Consider the following 25,166-nt stretch of genomic DNA (forward strand, 5'->3'; position numbering starts at 1 on the left):
TTGATAGGCCGGATGTGGAAGCCCAGTAATGGGTGGAGCTGACCGGTACTAATAGGCCGAGGGCTTGTCCTCAGTTGCTCGCGTCCACTGTGTTAGTTCTGAAGCAACGAACAGTTGCTGGTTTCTTGAGCTAGAACACAACTACAGAGTGTGCTTGTTCGCTCGAAACCGATAGGGTTTCGGTGGTCATAGCGTTAGGGAAACGCCCGGTTACATTCCGAACCCGGAAGCTAAGCCTTTCAGCGCCGATGGTACTGCAGGGGGGACCCTGTGGGAGAGTAGGACACCGCCGAACAATTCTTCAGGACCCCTGGTCCCAGCGTTCACGCTGGGACCAGGGGTCCTTTTGTTTTTTGCTCGACTTTTTCCGAGGCGCGGCCGGGTGCCGGCTGCGCGAGAATGACTGCAGTACCCGAAGACAGGAGTCACACCGATGTCCACCAACTCTCCCGACGACCGTCCGGAGCGCGAGCCGCGTCGCAGGGACGGTGCCGGTGGCGACCGGGGCGGCTTCCGTGGGCCGCGCCGTGACGACAACCGGGGTGGCGGTGGCTACCGTCGCGACGACAACCGCGGAGGCGGCGGCTACCGCCGTGACGACCGCGGAGGCGACAGCCGTGGTGGCGACCAGCGGGGCGGCGGCGGTGGCTTCCGCCGTGACGACCGTGGTGGCGACAACCGCGGTGGCGGCTTCCGTCGGGACGACAACCGTGGTGGCGGCGGTGGCTTCCGCCGCGACGACCGTGGTGGCGACCAGCGGGGCGGTGGCTTCCGCCGTGACGACCGTGGTGGCGACCAGCGTGGTGGCGGTTTCCGTCGGGACGACCGGCGTGACGAGCGTCCGTCGTCGTTCCGTCGTGACGACCGTCCCTCCTTCCCGCGCGACGACCGCGGCGGCGACAACCGCGGCGGTGGCTTCCGCCGCGACGACCGCGGCGGCGACCGCCGTGACGACCAGCGCGGTGGCGGCTTCCGTCGTGATGACAACCGTGGTGGCGGCGGTGGCTTCCGCCGTGACGACCGCGGTGGCGACCAGCGTGGTGGCGGTTTCCGTCGGGACGACCGGCGTGACGAGCGTCCGTCGTCGTTCCGCCGTGACGACCATCCCTCCTTCCCGCGCGACGACCGCCGCGACGACCGCCGCGACGACCGCCGTGACGACCAGCGCGGTGGCGGCTTCCGTCGGGACGACAACCGTGGTGGCGGCGGTGGCTTCCGCCGTGACGACCGGGGCGGCGACAACCGCGGTGGCGGTTTCCGCCGCGACGACCGTGGTGGCGACCAGCGTGGCGGCGGTTTCCGTCGTGACGATCGCGGTGGCGACCAGCGTGGCGGCGGTTTCCGTCGGGACGACCGGCGTGACGAGCGTCCCTCGTCGTTCCGTCGTGACGACCGTCCCTCCTTCCCGCGCGACGACCGCCGCGACGACCGCGGCGGCGACCGCCGTGACGACCAGCGTGGTGGCGGTTTCCGTCGGGACGACCGGCGTGACGAGCGTCCGTCGTCGTTCCGCCGCGACGACAACCGGGGCGGCGGCGGTGGCTTCCGCCGCGACGACAGCCGCGGCGGAGGCTACCGGGGTCGTGACGACCGGGGTGGCGACCGCGGTGGGTACCGGGGCCGTGACGACCGGGGCGGCTACGGGCGCCGTGACGACCGCGGGGACCGCGAGCGGAGCGACCGCGCGCCCATCAAGCGCCTGCCGATCCCGCCGGAGGTCACCGGTGAGGAGATCGACCCCGATGTGCGCCAGGAGCTGCTGAGCCTGCCCAAGGGCCTGGCCGACGACGTGGCCCGCAACCTGGTCATGGTCGCGCAGCTGATCGACGAGGACCCGGAGAAGGCCTACGGCTACTCCCGGGTCGCGCTGCGGCTCGCCTCGCGCGTCGCCGCCGTCCGCGAGGCCGCCGGCTTCGCCGCGTACGCCAACCAGAAGTACTCCGAGGCGCTGGCCGAGTTCCGTGCCGCCCGCCGGATGAGCGGTGGCGTCGACCTGTGGCCCGTCATGGCCGACTGCGAGCGCGGCCTCGGCCGGCCCGAGCGGGCGCTGGCCATGGCCGGCGAGCCCGAGGTGCAGAAGCTCGACAAGGCCGGACAGGTCGAGATGCGGCTCGTCGCCGCCGGCGCCCGCCGGGACATGGGGCAGCTCGACGCCGCCATCGTGACCCTGCAGAGCCCCGAGCTGGCGTCCAGCGCCAACCACCCGTGGACCGCGCGCCTGCGGTACGCCTACGCCGACGCCCTCCTCGCCGCCGGGCGGGAGCAGGAGGCGCGCGAGTGGTTCGCCAAGGCCCTGGAGGCCGACAAGGACGGCGCCACCGACGCCTCCGACCGCCTCGCCGAGCTCGACGGGGTCGAGTTCGTCGACGCCTTCGACGAGTCGGACGAGGCCGCGGAGGCCGCGGAGGCCGCCGAGGCGAACGAGGCCGACCTCGACGACGATGACGAGGACGACATCGACGACGAAGAAGACGAGGACGACGACCGGGTCTGAGGTCGCGTGACGTGAGAAGAGGGCGGCACCCGGGAGGTGCCGCCCTCTTTCCGTCTCCGCCGTCAGTCGAGGGCGAGGCTGCGCAGGACCAGGCCCGTCGCCGGCTTGGGGCCGAACGAGGTGGACTTGCGGGGCATCGTGACGCCCTGGCGGGCCAGGTCGCGGACGACCTCCTCGCGCACCGGGTGCATCAGGACCGCCGTGCCGCCGCGGCGCTCCGCCTGGGCCACGGCCGCCGGCGTGTCGTGGATGTAGGCGATGTCCTCGGGGGCGTCCGGGACGTGCCACACGTGCTCCAGGAGCGTGGAGTGGAGGACCGTCGCGTCCAGGGTCCGCCAGGCCTCCGGGCGGTCCGCGCGGACCGTGCGGGCCAGCAGGGCCGGGTCCGGGCGGTCCAGGAGGTGGAAGGCGCCGTCGCCGGCGAGGAGGAAGGCGTTGCCCTCGGCGGCGGCCTCGGCCAGGGCCTCCAGGGCCTCCTCCAGGGGGCGCTCGACGCGGCGCACCCGGAAGGCGTCGCCGACGGCGTCGAGGGCGTCCGCCACCGGCAGCCGGCTCAGCAGACGGTGGATCGCGCGGACCCGCAGCGGATAGCGGACGGTGTCGATGAGGAGGACCAGCCCCTGGTTCCAGGGGCCGGGGGAGGGATGCTCGTCGCGGAGGCGCAGATAGGTCGCCCAGCGGTGGTGCCCGTCGGCGATCAGCGCCTGGTGGCGGACGAGTTCCGCCGTGACCGCCGCCTGCTCGGCGGGGTCGGTGACCGCCCACAGGCGGTGGTGGAAACCGTCCTCGGTCGTCGTCGCCAGCAGCGGCTCGCGCAGCACCGCGCGCTCCACGACCGCGTCCGCGCCGTCGCCGGTCCCCGGGTAGGTGAGGAGCAGCGGCTCCAGATTGGCGGCCGTCGTGCGCATCAGGGCGGCCCGGTCCTCCACCACGTGCGGCATGACGTCCTCGTGCGGGAGGACCACGCCCTCGTCGGGCGTGGTCAGTTCGAGGGCGCCGATGATGCCGCGCTGGAGGATCCCGTCGCCCCGCTGCTCGTACACGTACAGCGCGGGGGCCGGGTCCGGGGCGAGGACGCCGTCGGCCAGCCAGCGGTCCAAGGTGACCGCCGCCTTGCGGTGGCGGGTGCCCGCCGTGACCGCCTGGGGGAGGATCAACCGGACGATGTTGTGCGGATCGGCGGATTCCAGATGGAGCAGTCCGTCAGGTCGTACGACGACGTCGTAGGGCGGGGAGGTGACGGCCGCGAGGCTGCCGACCCGCTCGGGGACGTACCGGATGCCGCGGAACGGATGCAGACGCAGCCCCGCGGTGTCGGCGCGGACGTCGCTGGCCGCGTGACCTGAGGAGTTCATCTCGTCATCGTAGGCGCGCGGCGGGGATGAGCGATGATCGGGGGAGCGGGGACGTACCGGTGGCGAGTTGAGGAGCGGGTGGTCATGGCGCGAGACGGCCAGGAGCGGCGGACGGAACGGAGCCGGCCCGGCGGCAGCGCGGTCGCGCTGAGCACGGCGTACGACACGGCGCTGCTCGACCTCGACGGGGTCGTGTACTTCGCGGGCGGGGCGGCGATCCCGTACGCCGTCGAGGCGCTCGTGGCGGCACGGGACGGCGGGATGCGGCTCGCGTACGTGACGAACAACGCGCTGCGGACGCCGGACGCGGTGGCCGCGCACCTCACCGAGCTGGGGGTGCCGGCGGCCCCCGGCGACGTCGTCACCTCGGCGCAGGCCGTGGCGCGGCTCGTCGCCGAGGACGTGCCCGCGGGATCCCCGGTGCTCGTCGTGGGCGGCGAGGGGCTGCGGGTGGCGCTGCGCGAGCGGGGGCTCGTGCCGGTGGAGTCGGCCGACGACGGGCCGGTGGCCGTCGTGCAGGGGTACGGCGGCCCGGACATGGGGTGGGGGCGGTTCGCGGAGGCGGCGTACGCGATCGGGCGGGGCGTGCCCTGGTACGCGTCCAACACCGACCTGACGATCCCGGGCGCGCGCGGGATCGGGCCCGGGAACGGGGCCGCCGTCGAGGTCGTGCGGATCGCCACCGGCGGACGGGCCGAGCCGAAGGTCGCCGGCAAGCCGCAGCCGCCGATGCACCGGGAGACCGTGCTGCGGACGGGGGCCGAGCGGCCCCTGGTCGTCGGGGACCGGCTGGACACCGACATCGAGGGCGCGTTCAACGGCGGGGTCGACTCGCTGCTGGTGCTGACCGGGGTCACCGACGCGGCGGCGCTGCTGGCGGCCGTGCCGGAGCACCGGCCGACGTACGTGGCGGCGGATCTGCGAGGGCTGCTGACCGGTCAGCCGGAGGTCGAGGCGGACGGTGCCGGCGGCTTCCGGTGCGGCGGGTGGCGGGCCTCGGCGAGCGGGGACGCGCTGGTGCTGGAGGGCGGGGAGCCCGGGGGGCCGGACGTGCTGGACGGGGTGCGGGCGCTCTGCGGGGCGGCGTGGACCCGTGCCGGGTCCGGGGCGTGCGGGCTGGACGCGGGGAAGGCGCTCGCGCGGCTCGGGCTGTAGGGCCCGGACGGGGTGCCGGTGGTCCGTGCGGGCCGGGGCCACCGACCCCGCCGAGGGATAATTGGGTAGGCTAACCTAACCGGGTGTTGGTCGAGAGTCCCTCCCGAACGAGCGCGGAGCCGGCGAAGTCCGAGCGGTCCCCGAGGCGCCGGAATTCCGTGCGCGCCCTCGGACTGCTGGCGGCCGTCGGCGTCCTGCTGCTTGTCTGTGTCCTCAGCATCATGATCGGTGCCAAGCCGGTGCCGATCGGCGACGTGTGGCACGGGCTGTTCCACGACAGCGGCGTCGGCAACGACGTCGTCATCCACGACGTGCGCCTGCCGCGCACCCTGCTCGGGCTGCTCGTCGGCCTGGCGCTCGGCCTGGCCGGCGCGGTGATGCAGGGGCTGACCCGCAACCCGCTGGCGGAGCCCGGACTGCTCGGGGTGAACGCGGGCGCGGCCGCCGCCGTGGTGTCGGCCATCGCCTTCCTCGGCGTCAGCGACGTCCGGGACTACGTGTGGTTCGCCTTCGCCGGCGCCGCCGTCGTCTCCGTCGTCGTGTACGTGCTCGGCGGCAGCCGCGGCGCCACCCCGGTGCGGCTCGCGCTCGCCGGCACGGCCGCCACCGCCGCCCTCTACGGCTTCGTCAACGCCGTCCAGCTGCTCAACTCGGCCGCCCTCGACCGGCTCCGCTTCTGGACCGTCGGCTCGCTGGCCTCGGCCGACATGGAGACCGTCGGCCGGGTCGCGCCGTTCATCCTGGTCGGCGCGGTGCTGGCGCTGACGATCGCCCGGCCGCTCAACGCCATGGAGATGGGCGACGACTCGGCCCGCGCGCTCGGCGTCGGCATCAACCGGACCCGGATCACCGCCATGCTGGCCGTCACGCTGCTGTGCGGGGCCGCGACCGCCGCCTGCGGTCCGATCGTCTTCCTCGGCCTGATGGTGCCGTACATGGTCCGCGCGATCACCGGTCCCGACATGCGGTGGATCCTGCCGTACGCGGCCGTGCTCGCGCCCGTGCTGCTGCTCGGCTCCGACGTCCTCGGCCGGGTCGTCGTCCGGCCCGCCGAACTCCAGGTCGGCATCGTGACGGCCCTCGTCGGCGGGCCCGTCTTCATCCGCCTCGTACGCCGCAAGAGGATGGCCCAGCTGTGACCACCAAGACCCTGCGGACCGGCACCGGGCTCTCCCTGCGGTTCGAGCCGCGGGCGGCGCTCTGCGGCCTCGGGCTGATCCTGCTCACCCTCGCCCTCGGCACCGTCCTGGTCGGCACCGGCGACTTCCCGATGACGCCGGGCGAGGTCGTCGACACGCTGCTCGGGCGGGGGACCGCCGTCCAGGAGTTCGCCGTGATGGAGCTGCGGCTCCCGCGGGTCCTCGTCGCGATCCTCGTCGGCGGCGCGCTCGCCCTGGGCGGGGCGGTCTTCCAGTCGGTCTCCCGCAACCCGCTCGGCAGCCCGGACGTCATCGGCTTCGGCCAGGGCGCCACCGTCGGCGCGCTCGTCGTCATCGTCCTCTTCCAGGGCAGCGCGGTCGCCACCGCCCTCGGCGCGGTCGCCGGCGGTGTCGTCACCGGCGCCGCGATCTACCTGCTCGCCTGGAAGCGGGGCGTGCACGGCTACCGGCTGGTGCTCGTCGGCATCGGCGCCGCCGCCATGCTGACCTCCGTCATCCACTACCTCATCACCAAGGCCAACCTGGTGGACGCCACCCGCGCCACCGTGTGGATGACCGGCTCCCTCGACGGACGCGACTGGACCCAGTTCTGGCCGCTGCTCGCCGTCTGCTGCGTGCTCGTGCCGCTGGTCCTCGGCCACGGGCGGGCGCTGCGGATGCTGGAGATGGGCGACGACGCCGCGTACGCGCTCGGCGTGAAGGTCGAGCGCACCCGGATCGTCCTCATGGCCTCCGCCGTGCTGCTCGTCGCCGTCGCCACCTCGGCGGCCGGGCCGATCGTCTTCGTCTCGCTGAGCGCCCCCCAGCTGGCCCGCCGGCTCACCCGCGCACCCGGCCCCAACCTGGCGGTCTCCGCCGTCATGGGCTCCGCGCTGCTGCTGGGCGCCGACTGGATCGCCGGGAACGCCTTCGGCGACCGCCACCTGCCCGTCGGCGTCATCACCGGCATCCTGGGCGGCTGCTACCTGCTCTGGCTGCTCGTCAGCGAGCGCAAGGCGGGCAGGCTGTGACCCCGGACCCCCGCCCGGACCGGGCCCCCGCCCCGCCCCCGCACCCGCACGCACCCGCCCAGGACAACAGGAGCACGCCCATGAGCGATCGGCAGCAGCAGCGCCTCGCGGCCGAGTCGGTCACCCTCGCCTACGAGCAGCGGGTCATCGCCCGCGACCTGTCGGTCGAGATCCCCGACCACTCCTTCACCGTCATCGTCGGCCCCAACGCCTGCGGCAAGTCCACGCTGCTGCGGGCGCTCTCCCGGATGCTGAAGCCGACCCAGGGCCGGGTCCTCCTCGACGGGCAGTCGATCCACTCGCTGCCGGCGAAGAAGGTCGCCCGGACCCTCGGACTGCTGCCGCAGTCGTCCCTCGCGCCCGACGGCATCACCGTCGCCGACCTCGTCGCCCGCGGCCGCTACCCGCACCAGGGACTGCTGCGCCAGTGGTCGCCCGAGGACGAGCGGATCGTCCGGGAGTCGATGGAGTCGACCGGTGTCGCCGAGCTCGCCGACCGCTTCGTCGACGAGCTCTCCGGCGGCCAGCGCCAGCGCGTGTGGATCGCCATGGCCCTCGCCCAGCAGACCCCGCTGCTGCTGCTCGACGAGCCGACCACGTACCTCGACATCCAGCACCAGATCGACGTCCTCGACCTCTGCGCCGAGCTGCACGAGACGCAGGGCCGGACGCTCGTCGCCGTCCTGCACGACCTCAACCACGCCGCCCGGTACGCCACCCACCTCATCGCGGTGCGCGGCGGCGAGGTGGTCGCCGAGGGCCCGCCGTCGGAGGTGGTGACCGCCGAGTTGGTCGAGCGGGTCTTCGGGGTGCGCTGCCAGGTCATCGACGACCCGGAGACGGGCACGCCGCTCGTCGTCCCGGCCGGGCGGCAGGCGCGGCCCCGGCGGAACGCCGCCGCGCAGGAACCCGCGCAGCAGCCCGCGCTGCGGAAGTGAGAGCGGGGCCGCGGCGGGGCCGGAGAGGCGACCGCGGCCGCCGCGGGCCTACAGGAGCGAGCGCAGCCGCAGCAGGTCGCGGAAGCCGGCCTCCAGCCTGACCCGGCCGGAGGCCCAGGCCTTCGCGAAGTTCAGCCCGCCGTCGACCATCGCGACCAGGTCGTCGCCGGTCATCGCGAGACGGATCTGCGCCTTCGACGGCGGCGGGCCCGTCACCGTCGACTCCACGACCATCCGGCCGCCCGCGAGCCTGCCCGTGAAGGTCGTGTCGAGGTCGGTGAGGTGGCAGCTCAGGGTGCGGTCGAGCCCGGCCGCGCCCCGCACGTCGCCGTCCGCCCCCGCGAGCCGGTCCGCCAGTCTGTCGAGTGCGCCGCGGCACTCCGTGATCGTCGCCATCGCCGTCGACCGTACCCCAGGGCTTCGCGATAGCGTCGGGGCATGAGCGAAGCGATGCCGGGGCCGGGAGCGGACCGGACGGCGGACGACGGGGCCGGTGCGGAACCCGGCGGCGGCGGTACGGCGGCGGTGGACGAGCCCGCCCCGCTGGGGGTCCCCCGGGAGCCCACCGGGCTGCCGGGCGTCGACGCGCTCCTGGAGCGGCTGGGCGAGGCCGACCACCTCCCGGCGGACGGACACCTCGCGGTGTACGAGGATGTACACCGGGGACTGCGCGCCGAGCTGACCTCGCTCGACGCGCACCCCGCCCCCGCACCCCGTCCGCACGACCCCAGGAGCTGATCCCGACGTGGCAGGAGTGGCACGCCGCCGACTCGACGCCGAGCTGGTCCGGCGCAAACTCGCCCGCTCGCGCGAGCACGCCAGCCAGCTGATCGCCGCGGGCCGGGTGACCGTCGGCAAGACCGTCGCCACCAAGCCCGCCACCCAGGTCGAGACGGCCGCGGCGATCGTCGTCACCCAGGACGACTCCGACCCGGACTACGTGTCGCGCGGCGGCCACAAGCTGGCCGGCGCCCTCGCCGCCTTCGTCCCGCTCGGGCTGACCGTCGAGGGGCGGCGCGCGCTGGACGCCGGGGCCTCCACCGGCGGCTTCACCGACGTGCTGCTGCGCTCCGGCGCCGGCCACGTCGTCGCCGTGGACGTCGGCTACGGGCAGCTCGCCTGGTCGCTCCAGAGCGACGGGCGGGTCACCGTCAAGGACCGCACCAACGTGCGCGAGCTGACCCTCGACGCCCTCGACGGCATCCCCGTCGACCTCGTCGTCGGCGACCTCTCCTTCATCCCGCTGGGCCTGGTGCTGCCCGCCCTGGCCGCCTGCACCGCGCCGGACGCGGACCTCGTCCTGATGGTCAAGCCGCAGTTCGAGGTGGGCAAGGAGCGGCTCGGCTCCGGCGGTGTCGTCCGCAGCGCGGAGCTGCGCGCCGACGCCGTGAAGAACGTGGCCCGGCAGGCGGCGGAGCTGGGGCTCGGCGTGCTCGGCGTCACCGCCAGCCCGCTGCCCGGGCCGTCCGGGAACGTCGAGTACTTTCTGTGGCTGCGGGCCGGCGCGCCCGCACTCGATCCGGCGGACGTCGACCGCGCCGTGGCGGAGGGACCTCGTTGACAGCATCAGCGGCACCACGCACCGTCTTCCTGCTCGCGCACACCGGCCGGCCGGCCGCGGTGCGCAGCGCCGAACTCGTCGTCCTGGGGCTGCTGCGCAGCGGCATCGGCGTCCGCGTCCTGGAGGCGGAGGCGGCGGACCTGCCGCTGCCCCCCTCCGTGGAGAAGATCCCCGACGACTGCCCCGAGGCGCTCGACGGCTGCGAACTGATCATCGTCCTCGGCGGTGACGGGACGCTGCTGCGCGGCGCCGAGTTCTCCCGTGCCTCCGGGGTGCCGATGCTCGGCGTCAACCTCGGCCGCGTCGGCTTCCTCGCCGAGGCAGAGCGCGACGACCTCGACAAGGTCGTCGACCGGGTGGTCACCAAGGCGTACGAGGTCGAGGAGCGGATGACCCTCGACGTCGCCGTCCACCAGAACGGCGACGCCCTGCACCGCGACTGGGCGCTCAACGAGGCCGCCGTGCAGAAGGTGTCCCCCGAGCGGATGCTGGAGGTCGTCCTCGCCATCGACGGGCGGCCCGTCACCGGCTTCGGCTGCGACGGCGTGATCTGCGCGACGCCGACCGGCTCGACCGCGTACGCCTTCTCGGCCGGCGGCCCGGTCATCTGGCCCGAGGTGGAGGCGCTGCTGATGGTGCCGATCGGGGCGCACGCGCTGTTCGCCAAGCCGCTCGTCACCACCCCGGACTCCGTCCTCACCGTCGAGGTCGAGCCGCACACCCCGCACGGGGTGCTGTGGTGCGACGGACGGCGGACCGTCGAACTGCCCGCCGGCGCCCGGGTCGAGGTCCGGCGCGGCGCCGTCCCGGTGCGCCTCGCCCGGCTCCACCACGCCTCCTTCACCGACCGGCTCGTCGCCAAGTTCGCGCTGCCGGTCTCGGGATGGCGGGGGGCGCCCCGCTGACCGCCTCCGGGCGGGGGCGATGTCGCGTCCCGGGTGGGAAACCTCGTATGGTCTGGGGCGTGCTGGAGGAGATGCGGATACGGTCGCTCGGGGTCATCGACGACGCGGTGGTCGAGCTGGCGCCCGGCTTCACCGCGGTGACCGGTGAGACCGGTGCGGGCAAGACCATGGTCGTCACGAGCCTGGGGCTGCTGCTCGGCGGGCGGGCCGACCCGGCCCTGGTGCGGATCGGGGCGGCCTCGGCGGTCGTCGAGGGGCGGATCAGCCTGCCGCCCGGAGCGCCCGCCGCGCTGCGGGCCGAGGAGGCCGGGGCGGAGCTGGACGAGGGCGCCCTGCTGGTGACGCGCACCGTCTCGGCGGAGGGGCGCTCGCGGGCGCACCTCGGCGGACGGTCGGTGCCGGTGGGGCTGCTCGCCGAGCTCGCCGACGAGCTCGTCGCCGTGCACGGCCAGACCGACCAGCAGGGCCTGCTGAAGCCCGCCCGGCAGCGCGGCGCGCTCGACCGGTACGCCGGTGAGGCCGTGTCCGGTCCGCTCGCCGCCTACGGCGAGGCGTACCGGCGGCTGCGGGCCGTCACCGCGGAACTGGACGAGATCACCACCCGGGCACGTGAGCGAGCCCAGGAGGCCGACCTGCTGCGGTTCGGGCTCGGTGAGATCGAGGCCGTCGCGCCGCTCGCCGGCGAGGACGTGGAGCTGGCCGCCGAGGCGGAGCGGCTCGGGCACGCCGAGGCGCTCGCCTCGGCCGCCGCGCTCGCGCGCGCCGCGCTCGCGGGGAACCCGGAGGACCCCGAGTCCGTCGACGCGACCACGCTGGTCGCCGGCGCGGGCCGGGCCCTGGAGGCCGTGCGGACGCACGACCCGGCGCTGGCCGCGCTCGCCGACCGGATGGGGGAGATCTCCATCCTGCTCTCCGACGTGGCCGGTGAACTCGCCGGGTACGCCGACGACCTGGACGCCGACCCGCTGCGGCTCGCGGCGGTCGAGGAGCGCCGCGCCGCGCTCACCCAGCTCACCCGGAAGTACGGGGACTCCGTCGACGGGGTCCTGGCCTGGGCGGAGGAGAGCGCGGAGCGGCTCGGGCGGCTCGACGGCGACGACGAGCGGATCGAGGAGCTGACCGCGGAGCGGGACCGGCTGCGCGACGAGCTGTCCGTCCTGGCGCAGCGGCTGACCGACGCCCGGACGGAGGCGGCGGACCGGTTCGCCGGGGCGGTCACCGCCGAGCTGGCCTCGCTGGCCATGCCGCACGCGCGCGTGTCCTTCGCCCTCGCCCAGACCGAGGACCCCGAGGGGGTCGAGGTCGGCGGCCGGCGCGTGGCGTACGGGCCGTCCGGCGCCGACGAGGTCGAGCTGCTGCTCGCCCCGCACCCCGGTGCTCCGCCGCGGCCCATCGCCAAGGGCGCGTCGGGCGGTGAGCTGTCGCGGGTGATGCTCGCCGTGGAGGTCGTCTTCGCCGGGGTCGACCCGGTGCCGACGTACCTCTTCGACGAGGTCGACGCGGGCGTCGGCGGCAAGGCGGCGGTGGAGATCGGCCGCCGGCTCGCCAAGCTGGCCCGCACCGCCCAGGTCGTCGTCGTCACCCACCTGCCCCAGGTGGCGGCCTTCGCCGACCGGCAGCTGCTCGTGGAGAAGACCCATGACGGCTCCGTCACCCGCTCCGGCGTCACCGTGCTGGAGGGCGAGGAGCGGGTCCGCGAGCTCTCCCGCATGCTCGCCGGCCAGGAGGACTCCGAGACCGCCCGCGCCCACGCCGAGGAGCTCCTGGCCACGGCCAGGGCGGACGGCTGAGGCACCGGGGGAGACCGCCGGGACCGGACGGGTTCCGGCCGGTCCGGGTTCCGGGTTCCGGTTCCGGGTGATCAGGTCCGGTCCCGGGCGCCGAGGGGCCGGGGTTCTGACGGATGCGGACCCCGGCGGGTCCGGGCCGCGGCCGGTCGCGGCCCGGACGGCGTGTGCGTCCGGTGCCGGTTCCGTCGCCGTGGGGGCGTGCGCCGGACGTGCGTGCGCTCACCCGAGTGGGTGAATCCGGAGGGTGGGGTTCGGCCTCCGGCGCCCGGCGGTCACGGGCACGATGCGATGTCGGTGCCGGAACGTGCGTACGGGTGGGCGCCGGGGCTGGCATCCTTGGCGCGTGACACAGCTCCGTACGGTCCAGGTGCTGGGCGGTGGCAGCGCGGGCAGCAGCGCCCACGTCAGATCACTCGCCTCGGGGCTGGTGGCGAGGGGCGTGCGGGTGACCGTGTGCGCTCCGGCCGAGCTCGACCGCCTCTACGACTACTCCGGCGTCGGCGCGCACGTCGTGCCGCTGCCCCGCCGCAACGACCCGGCGACCGTCGGCGTGCTCCGCAACGCCTGCATCGGCGCCGACGTCGTCCACGCGCACGGCCTGCACGCCTCCGTGCGGGCGGCGCTCGCCGTCTCCGGCGGCGTCGGGCTCGCCCGCACCCCGCTCGTCACCACCTGGCACGGCCGGCCCCACGCCGAAGGACCCCTGGCCGGGGTCGTACGGCTCCTGGAGCGCCGGACCGTGCGGGCGGCGGCCGTCGTCCTCGGGACCTCCTCCGAACTCGTCGACCGGGCCCGGCGGCGCGGTGCCCGCGACGCGCGGCTCGCCCCCGTCACCGTCCCCGTCGCCCGCGGCCCCGTCTGCCTCCACGACGGCAAGGCCCGGGCCGAACTCGGCGCCGTCGACCGGCCGCTGCTCATGGCCGTCGGCGCGCTGGAGGCCGGGCGCGGGTACGGGACGCTCCTCGACGCGGCGCGGGAGTGGCGGGAGCTCGACCCGCAGCCGCTGCTCGTCATCGCCGGCGAGGGCCGCGACCGGGCCGCCCTCCAGCGGCGGATCGCCGCCGAGGGCCTCGGCGTCCGGCTCGTCGGACGGCGCGACGACGTCGCCGAACTGCTGGCCGCCGCGGACGTCGCCGTGCTGCCGTCCCGCTGGGAGGCGCGCTCCCCGCTGGCGCAGGAGGCGCTCCGGCTCGGCGTCCCGCTGGTCGCCACGGCCGTCGGCGGCGTGCCGGAGCTCGTCGGCGACGCGGCGGAACTGGTCCCGTACGGGGACGCGGACGCGCTCGCGGCGGCGGTGCGGGGCCTCCTGGAGGACGAGGTGCGGCGGATGGACCTCGCGGCGGCCGGACGGGTCCAGGCGCGGACGTGGCCGACGGAGGACGACACGATCGCGCACGTCCTCAGCGTCTACGACGAGCTGTCGGGACGCTAGGTCCCGCCGGGGTTAGGCCGTGTGCCGTCGCGCCCGGAGCGCCAGGGACAGGGCCAGGACGGTCTGCGGGTCGTCCAGGTCCGTGCCGAGGAGCTCGGAGATGCGGGCCAGCCGGTTGTAGAGGGTCTGGCGGTTGAGGTGGAGCTCCCGCGCCGTCTCCGCCTTGCGGCCCGCGTGCGCCAGGTACGTCTCCAGAGTGGGGAGCAGCGGGGGGCGCGAGGCGCGGTCGTGGTCGCGGAGCGGCCCGATCGCACGGTCGACGAAGGCCGCCAGGTCCGGGTGGTCGCGCAGCCGCCACAGCAGCAGGTCGATGTCGAGGCGCCGGGCGTCGTACCAGGGGCGGTCCACGAGGCCCTGCGCCGCCGTGGCCGTCTCCGCCGCGTGCCGCAGCCCCGCCGACGCCGCCGCCCAGCCGCCGGCCATGCCGACCACCACCACCGGCGGGTGCGCCCCGGCGCCTTCGAGGCCGGCCCGCTCCACACCGGCCCGCAGCGCCGCCGCGACCCGGTCCGCGACGGCCGTCCGCTCCGACTCCGAGCGCAGGCCCAGGAGGAGGGGGACGCGGCCCTCGACGGGGCGGACGCCGAGCAGGGCGGGGACGCCGACCGAGGCGAGCTCCTCGTGGACGGCGCGGGCGAGCAGCGCCCAGCTGCCGGATGGGGAGAGCTCCGGGGCGAGGCGCATGACGACCGGCAGCAGCGGGCCCTCGCCCGGCTTGAAACCGAGGACGCGGGCCTGTGCCGGGGCGTCCTCCGCCGAGATCCGGCCCTCCGCCAGGTCCGTCAGGAAGTCGCCGCGGCCGCGCGCCGCGAGCTCCTCCTCCTGCCGGGCCTGCATGAGGACGACCGCGAGGAGGCCCGCCGCCCGTTCGGCCGCCATCCGGTGGACGGGGGAGAGGGCGCCGGAGACCGCGAGCAGCACCAGCCGGGCCCGCACCGACCCCGTACCGGGGCCGCCGCCGGGGACGTCGACCAGGACCGTGCCGGTCGGCGGGCCGGACTCGCGGGCCGCGCGCTGGCCGCGGAGCCCGTCCCAGACCTGGAGCGGGTCGGCCGGGCCGGACTCGGTGCCCGCCGCGTACAGCAGCTGCCCCTCGGCGGTCTCCAGGAAGACCGGGTTGGCGGCGAAGTCGGAGAGGATGCGGAGCACCTGGGGGACCCCGCCGCCGCCGAGCAGGGCCTCCGTGCACTGCCGGTGGACCTCCTCGGCCCGCCGCTGGAGCGCGTAGTGCCCGTTGACGATCTCGGTGTGGATCTCCTCCGTGACCGCCACGAACGGCACCTCGCGGTGGAGCTGGACCAGCGGGAGCCCGGCGGCGCGGGCGGTCTCCACTATCGTCGCCGGGAGGCGGGCGAAGCGCGGGCCGAGCTCGACGACGAGGGCCGCGATGCCCCGGTCGGCGAGGCGCCGCACGAAGGCCCGCTGCTCGGCCGGGCGGGTGCCGAGGCCCAGGCCGGTGGTCAGCAGCAGTTCTCCGCCCTTCAGCAGGGACGCGATGTTGGGCACCTCGCCGGCGTGCACCCACCGCACGGTCCGCTGGAGCCGGTCGGCGCCGGCGACGACCTCCGGGAGGCCGCTGCGGAGCCCCGGGAGCTCGAGTGCCCGTTGTACGGTGATGCCGCCCTGCGTGTCCATGGGCGGACGGTATCGCCCGCGGTGTTTCCCGGACATCACCCGATCGTCACGCGACCGGACAGTTCGTACAACAGGGCGACAACTCGTCGTGGCGTGGCGGGAATTGTGCGACCACCTGTCGCTTGTGGCCTACGTCACTGCCGAGGATGCTCTCGCGCCATGGCAGACACCTCCACTCCGCCGGGCGGCTCCGCGCCCCGCGTCGACCGGCTCAAGGCGAACTCCGTCGGACTCGTCGGCGTCGTCTTCATGGCCGTGGCCACCGCCGCGCCGATCACCGCGATGACCGGCAACCTCCCCATCGCCGTCGGCTTCGGCAACGGCACCGGCGCGCCCGCCGGCTACCTCTTCGCCACCCTCGTCCTCACCGTCTTCTCCGTCGGGTACGTGGCCATGGCGAAGCGGATCACCGCCGCCGGCGCCTTCTACGGCTACATCTCGCACGGTCTCGGCCGGATCGCCGGCATGGCCTCGGGCATGCTCGCCGTCCTCGCGTACGTCGTCTTCGAGGCGTCCATCGTCGGCGTCTTCGCCTACTTCACCAAGACCACCGTCGCCGACCAGCTCGGCGTCGACCTGCCGTGGATCCTGTACGCGGCCGCCATGCTGGCCGTCACCGCCGTGCTGTCCTACTTCGACATCAACCTCACGGCCAAGGCGCTCGGCGTCATGCTGATCGCGGAGATCGCCGTCCTCTTCGCGGTCGCCACCGCGGTCCTGATCCACGGCGGCGGCCCGGACGGCATCCCCGTCGAGCCGATCGACCCGAGGAACGCCTTCACCGGCGCCTCCGCCGGACTCGGCCTCTTCTTCGCCTTCTGGTCCTGGGTCGGCTTCGAGTCCACCGCCATGTACGGCGAGGAGTCCCGCGACCCCAAGCGCGTCATCCCCCGAGCCACCCTGATCTCGGTCATCGGCGTCGGCCTCTTCTACATCTACGTGTCGTGGATGACGATCGCCGGCAACGGCCTCGCCGGCTCGGTGGAGCTGTCCTCCTCCGCCACCCCGCTCGACCTCTTCTTCGCCCCCACCCGGAGCTTCATCGGCGCCTGGGCCGTCGACGCCTTCCAGTGGCTGCTGCTCACCGGCTCCTTCGCCTGCGGCATGGCCTTCCACCAGTGCGCCTCCCGCTACCTCTACGCCATCGGGCGCGAGGGCTTCCTGCACCCGGCACTCGGCCGCACCCACCCGAAGCACGGCTCGCCCTACCTCGCCTCCTTCGTGCAGAGCGCGATCGCCGTCGTCCTCGTCGGCGCCTTCTGGCTCACCGGCCAGGACCCCTACATCCACCTGTACACGCTGCTCGCGATCCTCGGCACGATGGCGATCCTCATCGTGCAGACCCTCTGCTCCTTCGCCGTCATCGGCTACTTCCGCAAGAACCACCCCGAGGACCGGCACTGGTTCAAGACCCTCACCGCGCCCCTCCTCGGCGGCATCGGCATGACCGCCGTCGTCGTCCTCCTCGTCGTCAACATGGAGACCGCGGCCGGGCTCGCCGCCGACTCCCTCTTCTTCGAGGCGATCCCGTGGATCGTCGGCACCGTCTTCTTCGGCGGACTCGGCCTCGGCCTCTACCTCAGGGCCAGGCGGCCCGAGCGGTACGAGATCATCGGCCGGATCGTCCTGGAGGACGCCGCCGAACGCGACGACGAGCAGGCGGAGCCCGTACCGGCCGCCGCGAGCTGACCCGCACCGCCGGACCCCTTCCCCTCCTCCAGGAGCGCCCCATGGCACGCACCAACCCGATGCACCTCCTGAACCGCCTCGCCGCCGACCACGCCGACGCGCGCCGGCTCGGCCTCCCCGTCGACGAGCTGCGCGGCCTGCGCGGTGACCCGCTCGGCCGCCGCACCCTCCTCAAGGCCGCCGCCGCGGCCGGGATCGGCGTCGCCGCCGCGGCCGCCCCCGCCGTCGCCGCCGTCCCCGACCCGCCGGTGCGGTCCGACGCCCGCGTCGCCGTCGTCGGCGCCGGCATCGCCGGACTCACCGCCGCCCTCACCCTCCAGGACGCGGGCCTCGCCCCCGTCCTCTACGAGGCCGACCCGGTCCGCGTCGGCGGCCGCATGTGGACCCAGCGCGGCCACTGGGCCCACGGGCAGACCTCCGAGATCGGCGGCGAGCTCATCGACACCAGCCACAAGAAGATGCTGGAGCTCTGCCGCCGCTTCGGCCTCCCCACCGAGGACTTCCTCGGCGGCGGCCCCAACGGCGCCGAGGAGGTCCTCTGGTTCGACGGCGCCTACTACCCGCGCCACCAGGCCGACGAGGACTTCAACGGCGTCTACCAGGCGCTGCGCCGCGACCTGTCCGAGGCGGGGGAGGTCCGCTGGAACCGGACGACGCCCACCGGCACCGCCCTGGACGAGATGTCGGTGTACGAGTGGATCGAGAGCCGCGTCCCCGGCGGGCACTCCTCGCCGCTCGGGAAGTTCATCGACGTCGCCTACAACGTCGAGTACGGCGCCGACACCACCGAGCAGTCCTCGCTCGCCCTCGTCCTGCTCATGGGCTACCAGACCAATCCCGGCAACTTCAACGTCTGGGGCCTGTCCAACGAGCGCTACCACATCACCGGGGGCAACGACCGGCTCCCGAACGCCATCGCCGGGGCGCTCGCCCCCGGCACCCTGCGGAGGGGCTGGACGCTCCAGGCGGTCCGGGCCGACGCCGACGGCACCCAGACCCTCACCTTCGCCGAGGGCGGCGCCACCCGGACCGTCACCGCCGACCACACCGTGCTGTGCGTGCCGCTGCCGGTCCTCCAGCGGCTGGACCTCACCCGGGCCGGCTTCGACCCGCTCATGACGAACCTGCTGCGGGACGCCCGGATGGGCCACTGCACCAAGCTCAACATGCAGTTCGGCACCCGCCCGTGGCGCGGCACGGGCGCCTGGCCCGGGGTCTCCGCCGGCGACTGCTTCACCGACCTGGACGTCCAGCAGACCTGGGACACCACCAAGCTCCAGGGCGGCACCGGCGGCATCCTCATCCAGTACAACGGCGGCAGCCTCGCCCGGAACCTGAGCCCCGCCGGCCCCTTCTCCACCGAGGCCGACCCCTACGTGCGGAACCTGGTGAACCGCTACCTCACCGGGATCGACGCCTTCTTCCCCGGCACCGCACGCGCCTGGAACGGCCGCGCCCAGCTCTCCGCCTGGCACAGGAACCCGCACGCGCTCGGCGCCTACTCCTGCTGGCCGGTGGGATACCTCCACCGGTACGCGGGGTACGAGGGCACGGCCCAGGGCAACGTCCACATCGGCGGCGAGCACTGCTCCTACGACTTCCAGGGCTTCATGGAGGGCGGCGCCACCGAGGGGGAGCGGGCCGCGAAGGAGGTGATCGACGCCCTGCGGTAGGGATCAGGCCGCCGGCCGGACGTTGTGGTTGAGGCGGAACACGTTGTCGGGGTCGAAGGCCGCCTTCACGGCGGCCAGCCGGGGGAGGTTCCCGGCGCCGAACCCGGCGACGACCCGCTGCTCGCCCTCCGCGCCGATGAAGTTGAGGTACACGGCGTCCGTCGTCCACGGCTTCACGTCCGAGCGGACGTCGTGCACCCACTGCACCACCCGCCCGTCGTCCGCCGGATCCTGCCACGTCGCGAACGGGTGCACCACCCACGGCGCGGTCCGCCACGGCAGCGGGTACCCGGACGGCCCGGCCGCCACCGCCCCGCCCATCATGAAGAGCACGTGCTGGGTCGCGGTCCCGGCCGGCACCCGGTCGCCCCGCGCGCAGAAGACGTCCACGGCCTCGTCCGGGAGGCCGCCGAGGTACTCCGCCGACCAGTAGTTCCGCAGCCCCGGCGGGTCGTCCAGCATGCACTGGAGGTCCGCGTACGGGATGTCGGTGACGACCTCCACCACCGGCCGCAGCGCCAGCAGCCGCTCGGCGACCTCGTGGAGCCGGGCCACCGGGCCGGCGCAGGTCACCAGCGCCCCGCAGACCAGCTGCCCGACCAGGTGCTCGGGCACGAACGGCTCCGGCGGGGCGGGGAAGTAGAGGACGCCGCCGCCGAGCTCGTCCGGCGCCCACGACGCCAGGTCGCGGTAGGCGCGCACGACCTCGGGGCCGTACCGGGGCGGGTAGAGGAGCAGCGCCACGCTCATGTGCGGCAGCTCGTGGAGCCGCAGCGTCAGCGAGGTGACCACCCCGAAGTTGCCCCCGCCGCCGTGCAGCGCCCAGAACAGCTCCGGGTTCTCGTCCGCGCTCGCCACGACGTGCTTCCCCTCCGCCGTGATCAGCTCGGCCGCCAGCAGGTTGTCGGAGGCCAGTCCGAACTTCCGCTCCAGCCAGCCGGAACCGCCGCCGAGCACGAAGCCGCCGACGCCGGTGGTGGAGACCCGTCCGCCCGTCGTCGCCAGGCCGAAGGGCTGGGTCGCCCGGTCGAGGTGGCCCATGGTCGCGCCGCCCTCGACCCGCACCGTCAGGTGCTCCGGGTCCGCGACCACCGCGTGCATCCGGCGCAGGTCGACGACGAGCCCTCCGTCGACGACCGAGGTGCCGGCGACGCTGTGCCCGCCGCCGCGCACCGCGATCTGCAGCCCGGTCTCCCGGCCGAAGAGGATCGCGTTGGCCACGTCGGCCGCGCCCGCGCACTGGGCGATCACCGCGGGCCGCCGGTCGATCATCCCGTTGTGGACGGCCCGGGCCTCGTCGTAGCCGGGATCGCCGGGCACGCGTACCTCGCCGGCCAGATCCTCGCGGAGTCCGGCCAGGGCGCTCTCCGGAACGGTGGTGTGGGGAGCCATGGCGCCCCCCTTTCGGTACGGGGGCCAGGGACACCTCTCATCGTAGGTCCCGGCCCCCGGGGGCGCCGCTCAGCCGCCGTAGGCGCCGCTCGCGGTCAGCCGCAGGGCGGTGTCGATCAGCGGGACGTGGCTGAACGCCTGCGGGAAGTTGCCCACCTGCCGCTGGAGCCGGGGGTCCCACTCCTCGGCGAGCAGCCCCAGGTCGTTGCGGAGCGAGAGCAGCTTCTCGAAGAGGGTGCGGGCCTCGTCGACCCGGCCGATCATCGCCAGGTCGTCGGCGAGCCAGAAGGAGCAGGCGAGGAACGCGCCCTCGTCGCCCTCCAGGCCGTCGACGCCCGCCTCCTCGCCGGCCGTCGGGTAGCGCAGCACGAAGCCGTCCTCGGTGGACAGCTCGCGCTGGATCGCCTCGATGGTGCCGATCACCCGCTTGTCGTCCGGCGGGAGGAAGCCCATCTGCGGGATCAGCAGGAGCGAGGCGTCCAGCTCCTTGGAGCCGTACGACTGGGTGAAGGTGTTCCGCTCCTTGTCGTAGCCCTTCTCGCAGACGTCCCGGTGGATCTCGTCGCGCAGCTCGCGCCAGCGCTCCAGCGGTCCCTCCGCGTCGCCGGACTCGATCAGCTTGATCGTCCGGTCGACCGCCACCCAGGCCATCACCTTGGAGTGGGTGAAGTGCCGGCGGGGGCCGCGGACCTCCCAGATGCCCTCGTCGGGCTGGTTCCAGTTCTTCTCCAGGTAGGCGATCAGCTTGATCTGGAGCAGCGAGGCGTAGTCGTTGCGGGACAGGCCCGTCATGTGGGCCAGGTGCAGGGCCTCGGTGACCTCGCCGTACACGTCGAGCTGGAGCTGGTTCGCGGCGCCGTTGCCGACCCGGACCGGGCCGGAGTTCTCGTACCCGGGCAGCCAGTCCAGCTCCGCCTCGCCGAGCTCCCGCTCGCCCGCGATGCCGTACATGATCTGGAGGTTCTCCGGGTCGCCGGCGACCGCGCGGAGCAGCCAGTCCCGCCAGGCGCGGGCCTCCTCGCGGTAGCCGGTGCGCAGCATCGAGGAGAGGGTGATGGCGGCGTCCCGCAGCCAGGTGTAGCGGTAGTCCCAGTTCCGCACGCCGCCGATCTCCTCCGGCAGCGAGGTGGTGGGGGCGGCGACGATGCCGCCGGTCGGCGCGTACGTCAGCGCCTTCAGGGTGATCAGGGAGCGGACCACGGCCTCCCGGTAGGGGCCGTGGTACGTGCAGTGCTCCACCCAGTCGCGCCAGAAGACGGTGGTCGCCTCCAGGGAGCCCTCGGGGTCCGGCAGCGCCGGCGGCTCCTTGTGCGAGGGCTGCCAGGAGAGGGTGAAGGCGATCCGTTCGCCGGGGGAGACGGTGAACTCGGAGTAGGTGGTGAGGTCCTCGCCGTGGGTCTCGGCGTCGGTGTCGAGCCAGACGGAGTCGGGTCCGGCGACGGCGACGGTGCGGTCGCCGACCTTGTGCACCCAGGGCACGATCCGGCCGTAGCTGAACCGCATCCGCAGCGCCGAGCGCATCGGGACCCGGCCGCTGATCCCCTCCACGATCCGGATCAGCTGCGGGGCGCCGTCGCGCGGGGGCATGAAGTCGGTCACCCGGACCGTGCCGCGCGGGGTGTCCCACTCGGACTCCAGGACCAGCGAGTCGCCCCGGTAGCGGCGGCGGTCGGCGGGGGCGGGGTCGGCGTCGGCGGGGCCGGCCGGGCCCACTCTCCAGAAGCCGTGTTCCTCGGTGCCCAGCAGCCCCGCGAAGATCGCGTGCGAGTCGAAGCGGGGCAGGCAGAGCCAGTCGACGCTGCCGTCCCGGCAGACCAGCGCCGCGGTCTGCATGTCCCCGATGAGTGCGTAATCCTCGATACGCCCGGCCACGTGCTTCACTCCAGTCGAACGGCCTGTCCGCCCCTCGGGGCGCGTGCAGCATGATCTTGCGAGTTGCGGGAGGTGCCCGCGGTGCCAGTGTGCGGGATGGCCGGCTCCGGCAGCGGGTCGAGGGGAGGCGACACGGCTCCCGGTCCGGATCCACGGGCGGGGTGGTGCCGTCGGCCGGCCGCCCGGAGACGTGGTCCGAGCGGGATGGTCCGCACCCTAGTGACCGCAGTGATCACCCGGGTAACGCGCATTGCTCCGAATGGGTGAACGGGGTCTTTTTCCGGGCTTCGCCGGAACGTTTCCCCCAGGCCTCCTCCCTGCCCAGCCCCTGGTCGAGGCCCGGTCCGGTGGCCGATTCCGTCCCGTCCGGGCCTCCGGCGGGAGCGGAACGAGGGCCTCCGTCCGGCCCCCCGGACGGCCCCACCACCCGCCTTCCCACCCGGTCGGCCGCTATGCCGACCGTGTGGCCTGGCGCGGTCTCCTGCGGTCACTGATACCCTGGTACCCCGTGGACCGGTGGGAAACGGCGCCAGCCGAAACCCCCGAAACCGCAGCGACGGCACCCCCGATTCTTCCGGAGGACCTGCCGCTTCGCACCTCCAGAACGCGACCACGGGAGCCCCCTCTTGGCGATGCCGCCCAACACCACGACGACCAAGCACATCTTCGTCACCGGGGGTGTCGCCTCCTCGCTCGGCAAGGGCCTCACCGCCTCCAGCCTGGGTGCGCTCCTCAAGGCCCGGGGCCTGCGGGTCACGATGCAGAAGCTCGACCCGTACCTCAACGTCGACCCGGGCACGATGAACCCCTTCCAGCACGGTGAGGTGTTCGTCACCAACGACGGCGCCGAGACCGACCTGGACATCGGCCACTACGAGCGCTTCCTCGACGTCGACCTCGACGGCTCGGCCAACGTCACCACCGGCCAGGTCTACTCGCAGGTCATCGCCAAGGAGCGGCGCGGCGAGTACCTCGGCGACACCGTGCAGGTCATCCCGCACATCACCAACGAGATCAAGTCGCGGATCCGGCGCATGGCCACCGACGACGTCGACGTGGTCATCACCGAGGTCGGCGGCACGGTCGGCGACATCGAGTCGCTGCCCTTCCTGGAGACCGTCCGCCAGGTCCGCCACGAGGTCGGCCGCGACAACGTCTTCGTCGTGCACATCTCGCTGCTGCCCTACATCGGCCCCTCCGGCGAGCTCAAGACCAAGCCGACCCAGCACTCCGTCGCCGCGCTGCGCAACATCGGCATCCAGCCCGACGCGATCGTGCTGCGCGCCGACCGCGAGGTCCCGACCGCCATCAAGCGCAAGATCTCGCTGATGTGCGACGTCGACGAGGCCGCCGTGGTCGCCGCCATCGACGCCAAGTCGATCTACGACATCCCGAAGGTGCTGCACACCGAGGGCCTCGACGCCTACGTCGTCCGCAAGCTCGATCTGCCCTTCCGCGACGTGGACTGGACCGTCTGGGAGGACCTCCTGGACCGCGTCCACAACCCGGAGCACGAGGTCACCGTCGCGCTCGTCGGCAAGTACATCGACCTGCCCGACGCCTACCTCTCCATCACCGAGGCCATGCGCGCCGGCGGCTTCGCCAACAAGGCCCGCGTCAAGGTCAAGTGGGTCACCTCCGACGACTGCAAGACCCCGGCGGGCGCGCAGAAGCAGCTCGGCGACGCCGACGCGATCCTCATCCCCGGCGGCTTCGGCGACCGCGGCGTGAACGGCAAGATCGGCGCGATCCAGTACGCCCGCGAGAACAAGGTGCCGCTGCTCGGCATCTGCCTGGGCCTCCAGTGCATCGTCATCGAGGCCGCGCGGAACCTGGCGGGCATCCCGGACGCCAACTCCACCGAGTTCGACCCGGCCACCGCGCACCCCGTCGTCTCCACCATGGAGGAGCAGCTCGCCTACGTGGAGGGCGCCGGCGACCTGGGCGGGACCATGCGCCTGGGCCTCTACCCGGCGAAGCTCGCCGAGGGCTCGGTGGTCCGCGAGGCCTACGGCGACGAGCCGTACGTCGAGGAGCGCCACCGCCACCGCTACGAGGTGAACAACGGCTACCGCGCCGAGCTGGAGAAGAAGGCCGGCCTGGTCTTCTCCGGCACCTCCCCGGACAACAAGCTCGTCGAGTTCGTCGAGTACCCGAAGGAGATCCACCCCTACCTGGTCGCCACCCAGGCGCACCCGGAGCTGAAGTCCCGCCCCACCCGCCCGCACCCGCTCTTCGCGGGCCTGGTCAAGGCGGCCGTCGCGCGCAAGACGGCCCAGTAGTACGGGGCGTTAACGTAGCCGGGGTACGGGTTCTCGCACGAGGACGCGCACCCCGGCTTTTCGTATGTGGGAGGACTACCGATGCAGGTGCAGGACACCCCGGAGGAGTGGCGGGTCGTCGCCACCACCACCCCCTTCAAGGGAAACAAGACGAGTGTCCGCACGGACGACGTGGTGATGCCGGACGGCTCGGTCGCCCGCCGTGACTACCAGGTCCACCCGGGTTCGGTGGCCGTGCTGGCGCTGGACGACCGCGACCGGGTGCTGGTGCTGCGCCAGTACCGCCACCCGGTGCGGCAGAAGCTGTGGGAGATCCCGGCCGGGCTCCTCGACGTGCCCGGCGAGAACCCTCTGCACGCCGCCCAGCGGGAGCTGTACGAGGAGGCGTACGCCAAGGCGGGGGAGTGGCGCGTCCTCGCGGACGTCTACACCACCCCGGGCGGCTGCGACGAGGCCGTACGGATCTTCCTGGCGCGCGACCTGGCCGAGGCGGAGGGGGAGCGGTACGAGGTCTCCGAGGAGGAGGCCGACATGGAGGTGGAGCGGGTCCCGCTGGACGAGCTGGTGCGCGGGGTCCTCGCGGGCGAGCTGCACAACAACTGCCTCGTGGTGGGCGTGCTGGCGCTGGTCGCCGCCCGGGCCGGCGAAGGAGTCGACGCCCTGCGCCCGGCCGACGCGCCCTGGCCGGCCCGTCCGTTCGAGGCGTAGCGCCCCGGGTCCCGCGTCTTCGGGGCGTGGCGCCCCGGCTGCCCGCGTCGCGGATGGCGCCCCCGCCCCGGGGCGGGGGGTCTCCCGCCCGGGGCGCGTGCCCGCCGCGGGGCGG

At 74.0% G+C, this 25,166-nt stretch carries 21 protein-coding genes and 2 rRNA genes; 17 read left to right on the forward strand and 6 right to left on the reverse strand.

The annotated features are described in order from the left end of the window. Both IE287_RS15045 and rrf read left to right on the forward strand, forming a co-directional pair. Nucleotides 1-72, forward strand: a 23S ribosomal RNA gene (locus tag IE287_RS15045); the annotation flags it as partial. A gap of 106 nt (nt 73-178) precedes the next feature. Beyond that, nucleotides 179-295: ribosomal RNA gene (gene rrf / locus IE287_RS15050) — 5S ribosomal RNA — on the forward strand. Nucleotides 296-301: 6 nt separating this feature from the next. Here rrf and IE287_RS38195 read toward each other — a convergent pair. After that, the gene (locus tag IE287_RS38195) at nt 302-1,105 is read right to left on the reverse strand and encodes a hypothetical protein (RefSeq protein ID WP_194690236.1); all 804 of its coding nucleotides are present in this window, start codon (nt 1,103-1,105) and stop codon (nt 302-304) included. Here IE287_RS38195 and IE287_RS38200 point away from each other — a divergent pair. Then, complete coding sequence (locus IE287_RS38200; protein WP_194690237.1) at nt 1,095-1,763, forward strand: hypothetical protein; 669 nt, start codon at nt 1,095-1,097, stop codon at nt 1,761-1,763. The genes IE287_RS38195 and IE287_RS38200 overlap by 11 nt on opposite strands. After that, nucleotides 1,700-2,494: a tetratricopeptide repeat protein gene (locus IE287_RS38205; protein WP_194690235.1), complete on the forward strand. Its 795-nt coding sequence runs from the start codon at nt 1,700-1,702 to the stop codon at nt 2,492-2,494. Before IE287_RS38200 ends, IE287_RS38205 begins: the two co-directional genes overlap by 64 nt. 62 nt (nt 2,495-2,556) lie before the next feature. Here the strand turns inward: IE287_RS38205 and IE287_RS15060 are convergent, their stop codons facing one another. Beyond that, nucleotides 2,557-3,849: a DUF1015 family protein gene (locus IE287_RS15060; protein ID WP_189849554.1), complete on the reverse strand. Its 1,293-nt coding sequence runs from the start codon at nt 3,847-3,849 to the stop codon at nt 2,557-2,559. Between the two features lie 84 nt (nt 3,850-3,933). Between IE287_RS15060 and IE287_RS15065 the strand changes: the two genes are divergently transcribed. The 4 genes from IE287_RS15065 (at nt 3,934) to IE287_RS15080 (ending at nt 8,112) form a co-directional block, all read left to right on the forward strand. Then, a complete protein-coding gene (locus tag IE287_RS15065; RefSeq protein ID WP_189849555.1) occupies nt 3,934-5,004 on the forward strand; it encodes an HAD hydrolase-like protein in 1,071 nt (356 codons plus the stop codon). Nucleotides 5,005-5,087: 83 nt separating this feature from the next. Continuing rightward, nucleotides 5,088-6,143: a FecCD family ABC transporter permease gene (locus IE287_RS15070; RefSeq protein WP_189849556.1), complete on the forward strand. Its 1,056-nt coding sequence runs from the start codon at nt 5,088-5,090 to the stop codon at nt 6,141-6,143. Continuing rightward, a complete protein-coding gene (locus IE287_RS15075) occupies nt 6,140-7,174 on the forward strand; it encodes a FecCD family ABC transporter permease (RefSeq protein WP_189849557.1) in 1,035 nt (344 codons plus the stop codon). The genes IE287_RS15070 and IE287_RS15075 overlap by 4 nt, the downstream gene beginning before the upstream one ends. A gap of 80 nt (nt 7,175-7,254) precedes the next feature. Next, on the forward strand, nt 7,255-8,112 hold the full coding sequence (locus IE287_RS15080; RefSeq protein ID WP_189849558.1) for an ABC transporter ATP-binding protein: 858 nt from the start codon (nt 7,255-7,257) through the stop codon (nt 8,110-8,112). A gap of 48 nt (nt 8,113-8,160) precedes the next feature. Here the strand turns inward: IE287_RS15080 and IE287_RS15085 are convergent, their stop codons facing one another. Beyond that, complete coding sequence (locus IE287_RS15085) at nt 8,161-8,508, reverse strand: SCP2 sterol-binding domain-containing protein (protein ID WP_189849559.1); 348 nt, start codon at nt 8,506-8,508, stop codon at nt 8,161-8,163. Nucleotides 8,509-8,550: 42 nt separating this feature from the next. Here IE287_RS15085 and IE287_RS15090 point away from each other — a divergent pair, with 42 nt between their 5' ends. The 5 genes from IE287_RS15090 to IE287_RS15110 all read left to right on the forward strand — a co-directional run bounded on the left by IE287_RS15090 (nt 8,551) and on the right by IE287_RS15110 (nt 13,800). After that, complete coding sequence (locus tag IE287_RS15090; protein WP_189849560.1) at nt 8,551-8,850, forward strand: hypothetical protein; 300 nt, start codon at nt 8,551-8,553, stop codon at nt 8,848-8,850. Nucleotides 8,851-8,857: 7 nt separating this feature from the next. Then, nucleotides 8,858-9,673, forward strand: coding sequence for a TlyA family RNA methyltransferase (locus IE287_RS15095; RefSeq protein WP_189849561.1), 816 nt, complete (start codon nt 8,858-8,860; stop codon nt 9,671-9,673). Further along, on the forward strand, nt 9,670-10,578 hold the full coding sequence (locus IE287_RS15100) for an NAD kinase (RefSeq protein WP_189849562.1): 909 nt from the start codon (nt 9,670-9,672) through the stop codon (nt 10,576-10,578). The genes IE287_RS15095 and IE287_RS15100 overlap by 4 nt, the downstream gene beginning before the upstream one ends. 47 nt (nt 10,579-10,625) lie before the next feature. Then, nucleotides 10,626-12,368, forward strand: a complete 1,743-nt coding sequence (gene recN / locus IE287_RS15105) for a DNA repair protein RecN (RefSeq protein WP_189849563.1) — start codon at nt 10,626-10,628, stop codon at nt 12,366-12,368. Nucleotides 12,369-12,711: 343 nt separating this feature from the next. Continuing rightward, on the forward strand, nt 12,712-13,800 hold the full coding sequence (locus tag IE287_RS15110) for a glycosyltransferase family 4 protein (RefSeq protein ID WP_189849564.1): 1,089 nt from the start codon (nt 12,712-12,714) through the stop codon (nt 13,798-13,800). 12 nt (nt 13,801-13,812) lie between these two features. On the opposite strand, the gene IE287_RS15115 is transcribed toward IE287_RS15110, so the two are convergent. Further along, nucleotides 13,813-15,435, reverse strand: a complete 1,623-nt coding sequence (locus tag IE287_RS15115) for a PucR family transcriptional regulator (protein WP_189849565.1) — start codon at nt 15,433-15,435, stop codon at nt 13,813-13,815. Nucleotides 15,436-15,594: 159 nt separating this feature from the next. Here IE287_RS15115 and IE287_RS15120 point away from each other — a divergent pair, with 159 nt between their 5' ends. Further along, nucleotides 15,595-17,124 (forward strand): APC family permease, encoded by a 1,530-nt coding sequence (locus IE287_RS15120; protein ID WP_189849566.1) that lies wholly within the window; start codon nt 15,595-15,597, stop codon nt 17,122-17,124. Nucleotides 17,125-17,165: 41 nt separating this feature from the next. Next, entirely contained in the window at nt 17,166-18,797 is a 1,632-nt protein-coding gene (locus tag IE287_RS15125) for a flavin monoamine oxidase family protein (protein WP_189849567.1), read from the forward strand. Nucleotides 18,798-18,800: 3 nt separating this feature from the next. Here IE287_RS15125 and IE287_RS15130 read toward each other — a convergent pair whose 3' ends face one another. Next, nucleotides 18,801-20,189, reverse strand: coding sequence for an FAD-binding oxidoreductase (locus IE287_RS15130; protein WP_189849568.1), 1,389 nt, complete (start codon nt 20,187-20,189; stop codon nt 18,801-18,803). A gap of 69 nt (nt 20,190-20,258) precedes the next feature. Further along, complete coding sequence (locus tag IE287_RS15135) at nt 20,259-22,061, reverse strand: glycoside hydrolase family 15 protein (RefSeq protein ID WP_189849569.1); 1,803 nt, start codon at nt 22,059-22,061, stop codon at nt 20,259-20,261. 632 nt (nt 22,062-22,693) lie between these two features. Between IE287_RS15135 and pyrG the strand changes: the two genes are divergently transcribed. Together pyrG and IE287_RS15145 are read left to right on the forward strand one after the other, a co-directional pair. After that, the gene (pyrG, locus tag IE287_RS15140; protein ID WP_189849570.1) at nt 22,694-24,343 is read left to right on the forward strand and encodes a CTP synthase; all 1,650 of its coding nucleotides are present in this window, start codon (nt 22,694-22,696) and stop codon (nt 24,341-24,343) included. A gap of 81 nt (nt 24,344-24,424) precedes the next feature. Further along, the gene (locus IE287_RS15145) at nt 24,425-25,051 is read left to right on the forward strand and encodes an NUDIX domain-containing protein (RefSeq protein WP_189849571.1); all 627 of its coding nucleotides are present in this window, start codon (nt 24,425-24,427) and stop codon (nt 25,049-25,051) included. The last annotated feature ends 115 nt before the right edge of the window (nt 25,052-25,166 follow it).

The sequence above is a fragment of the Streptomyces omiyaensis genome (genome assembly GCF_014650895.1).
GTDB lineage: Bacteria > Actinomycetota > Actinomycetes > Streptomycetales > Streptomycetaceae > Streptomyces > Streptomyces omiyaensis.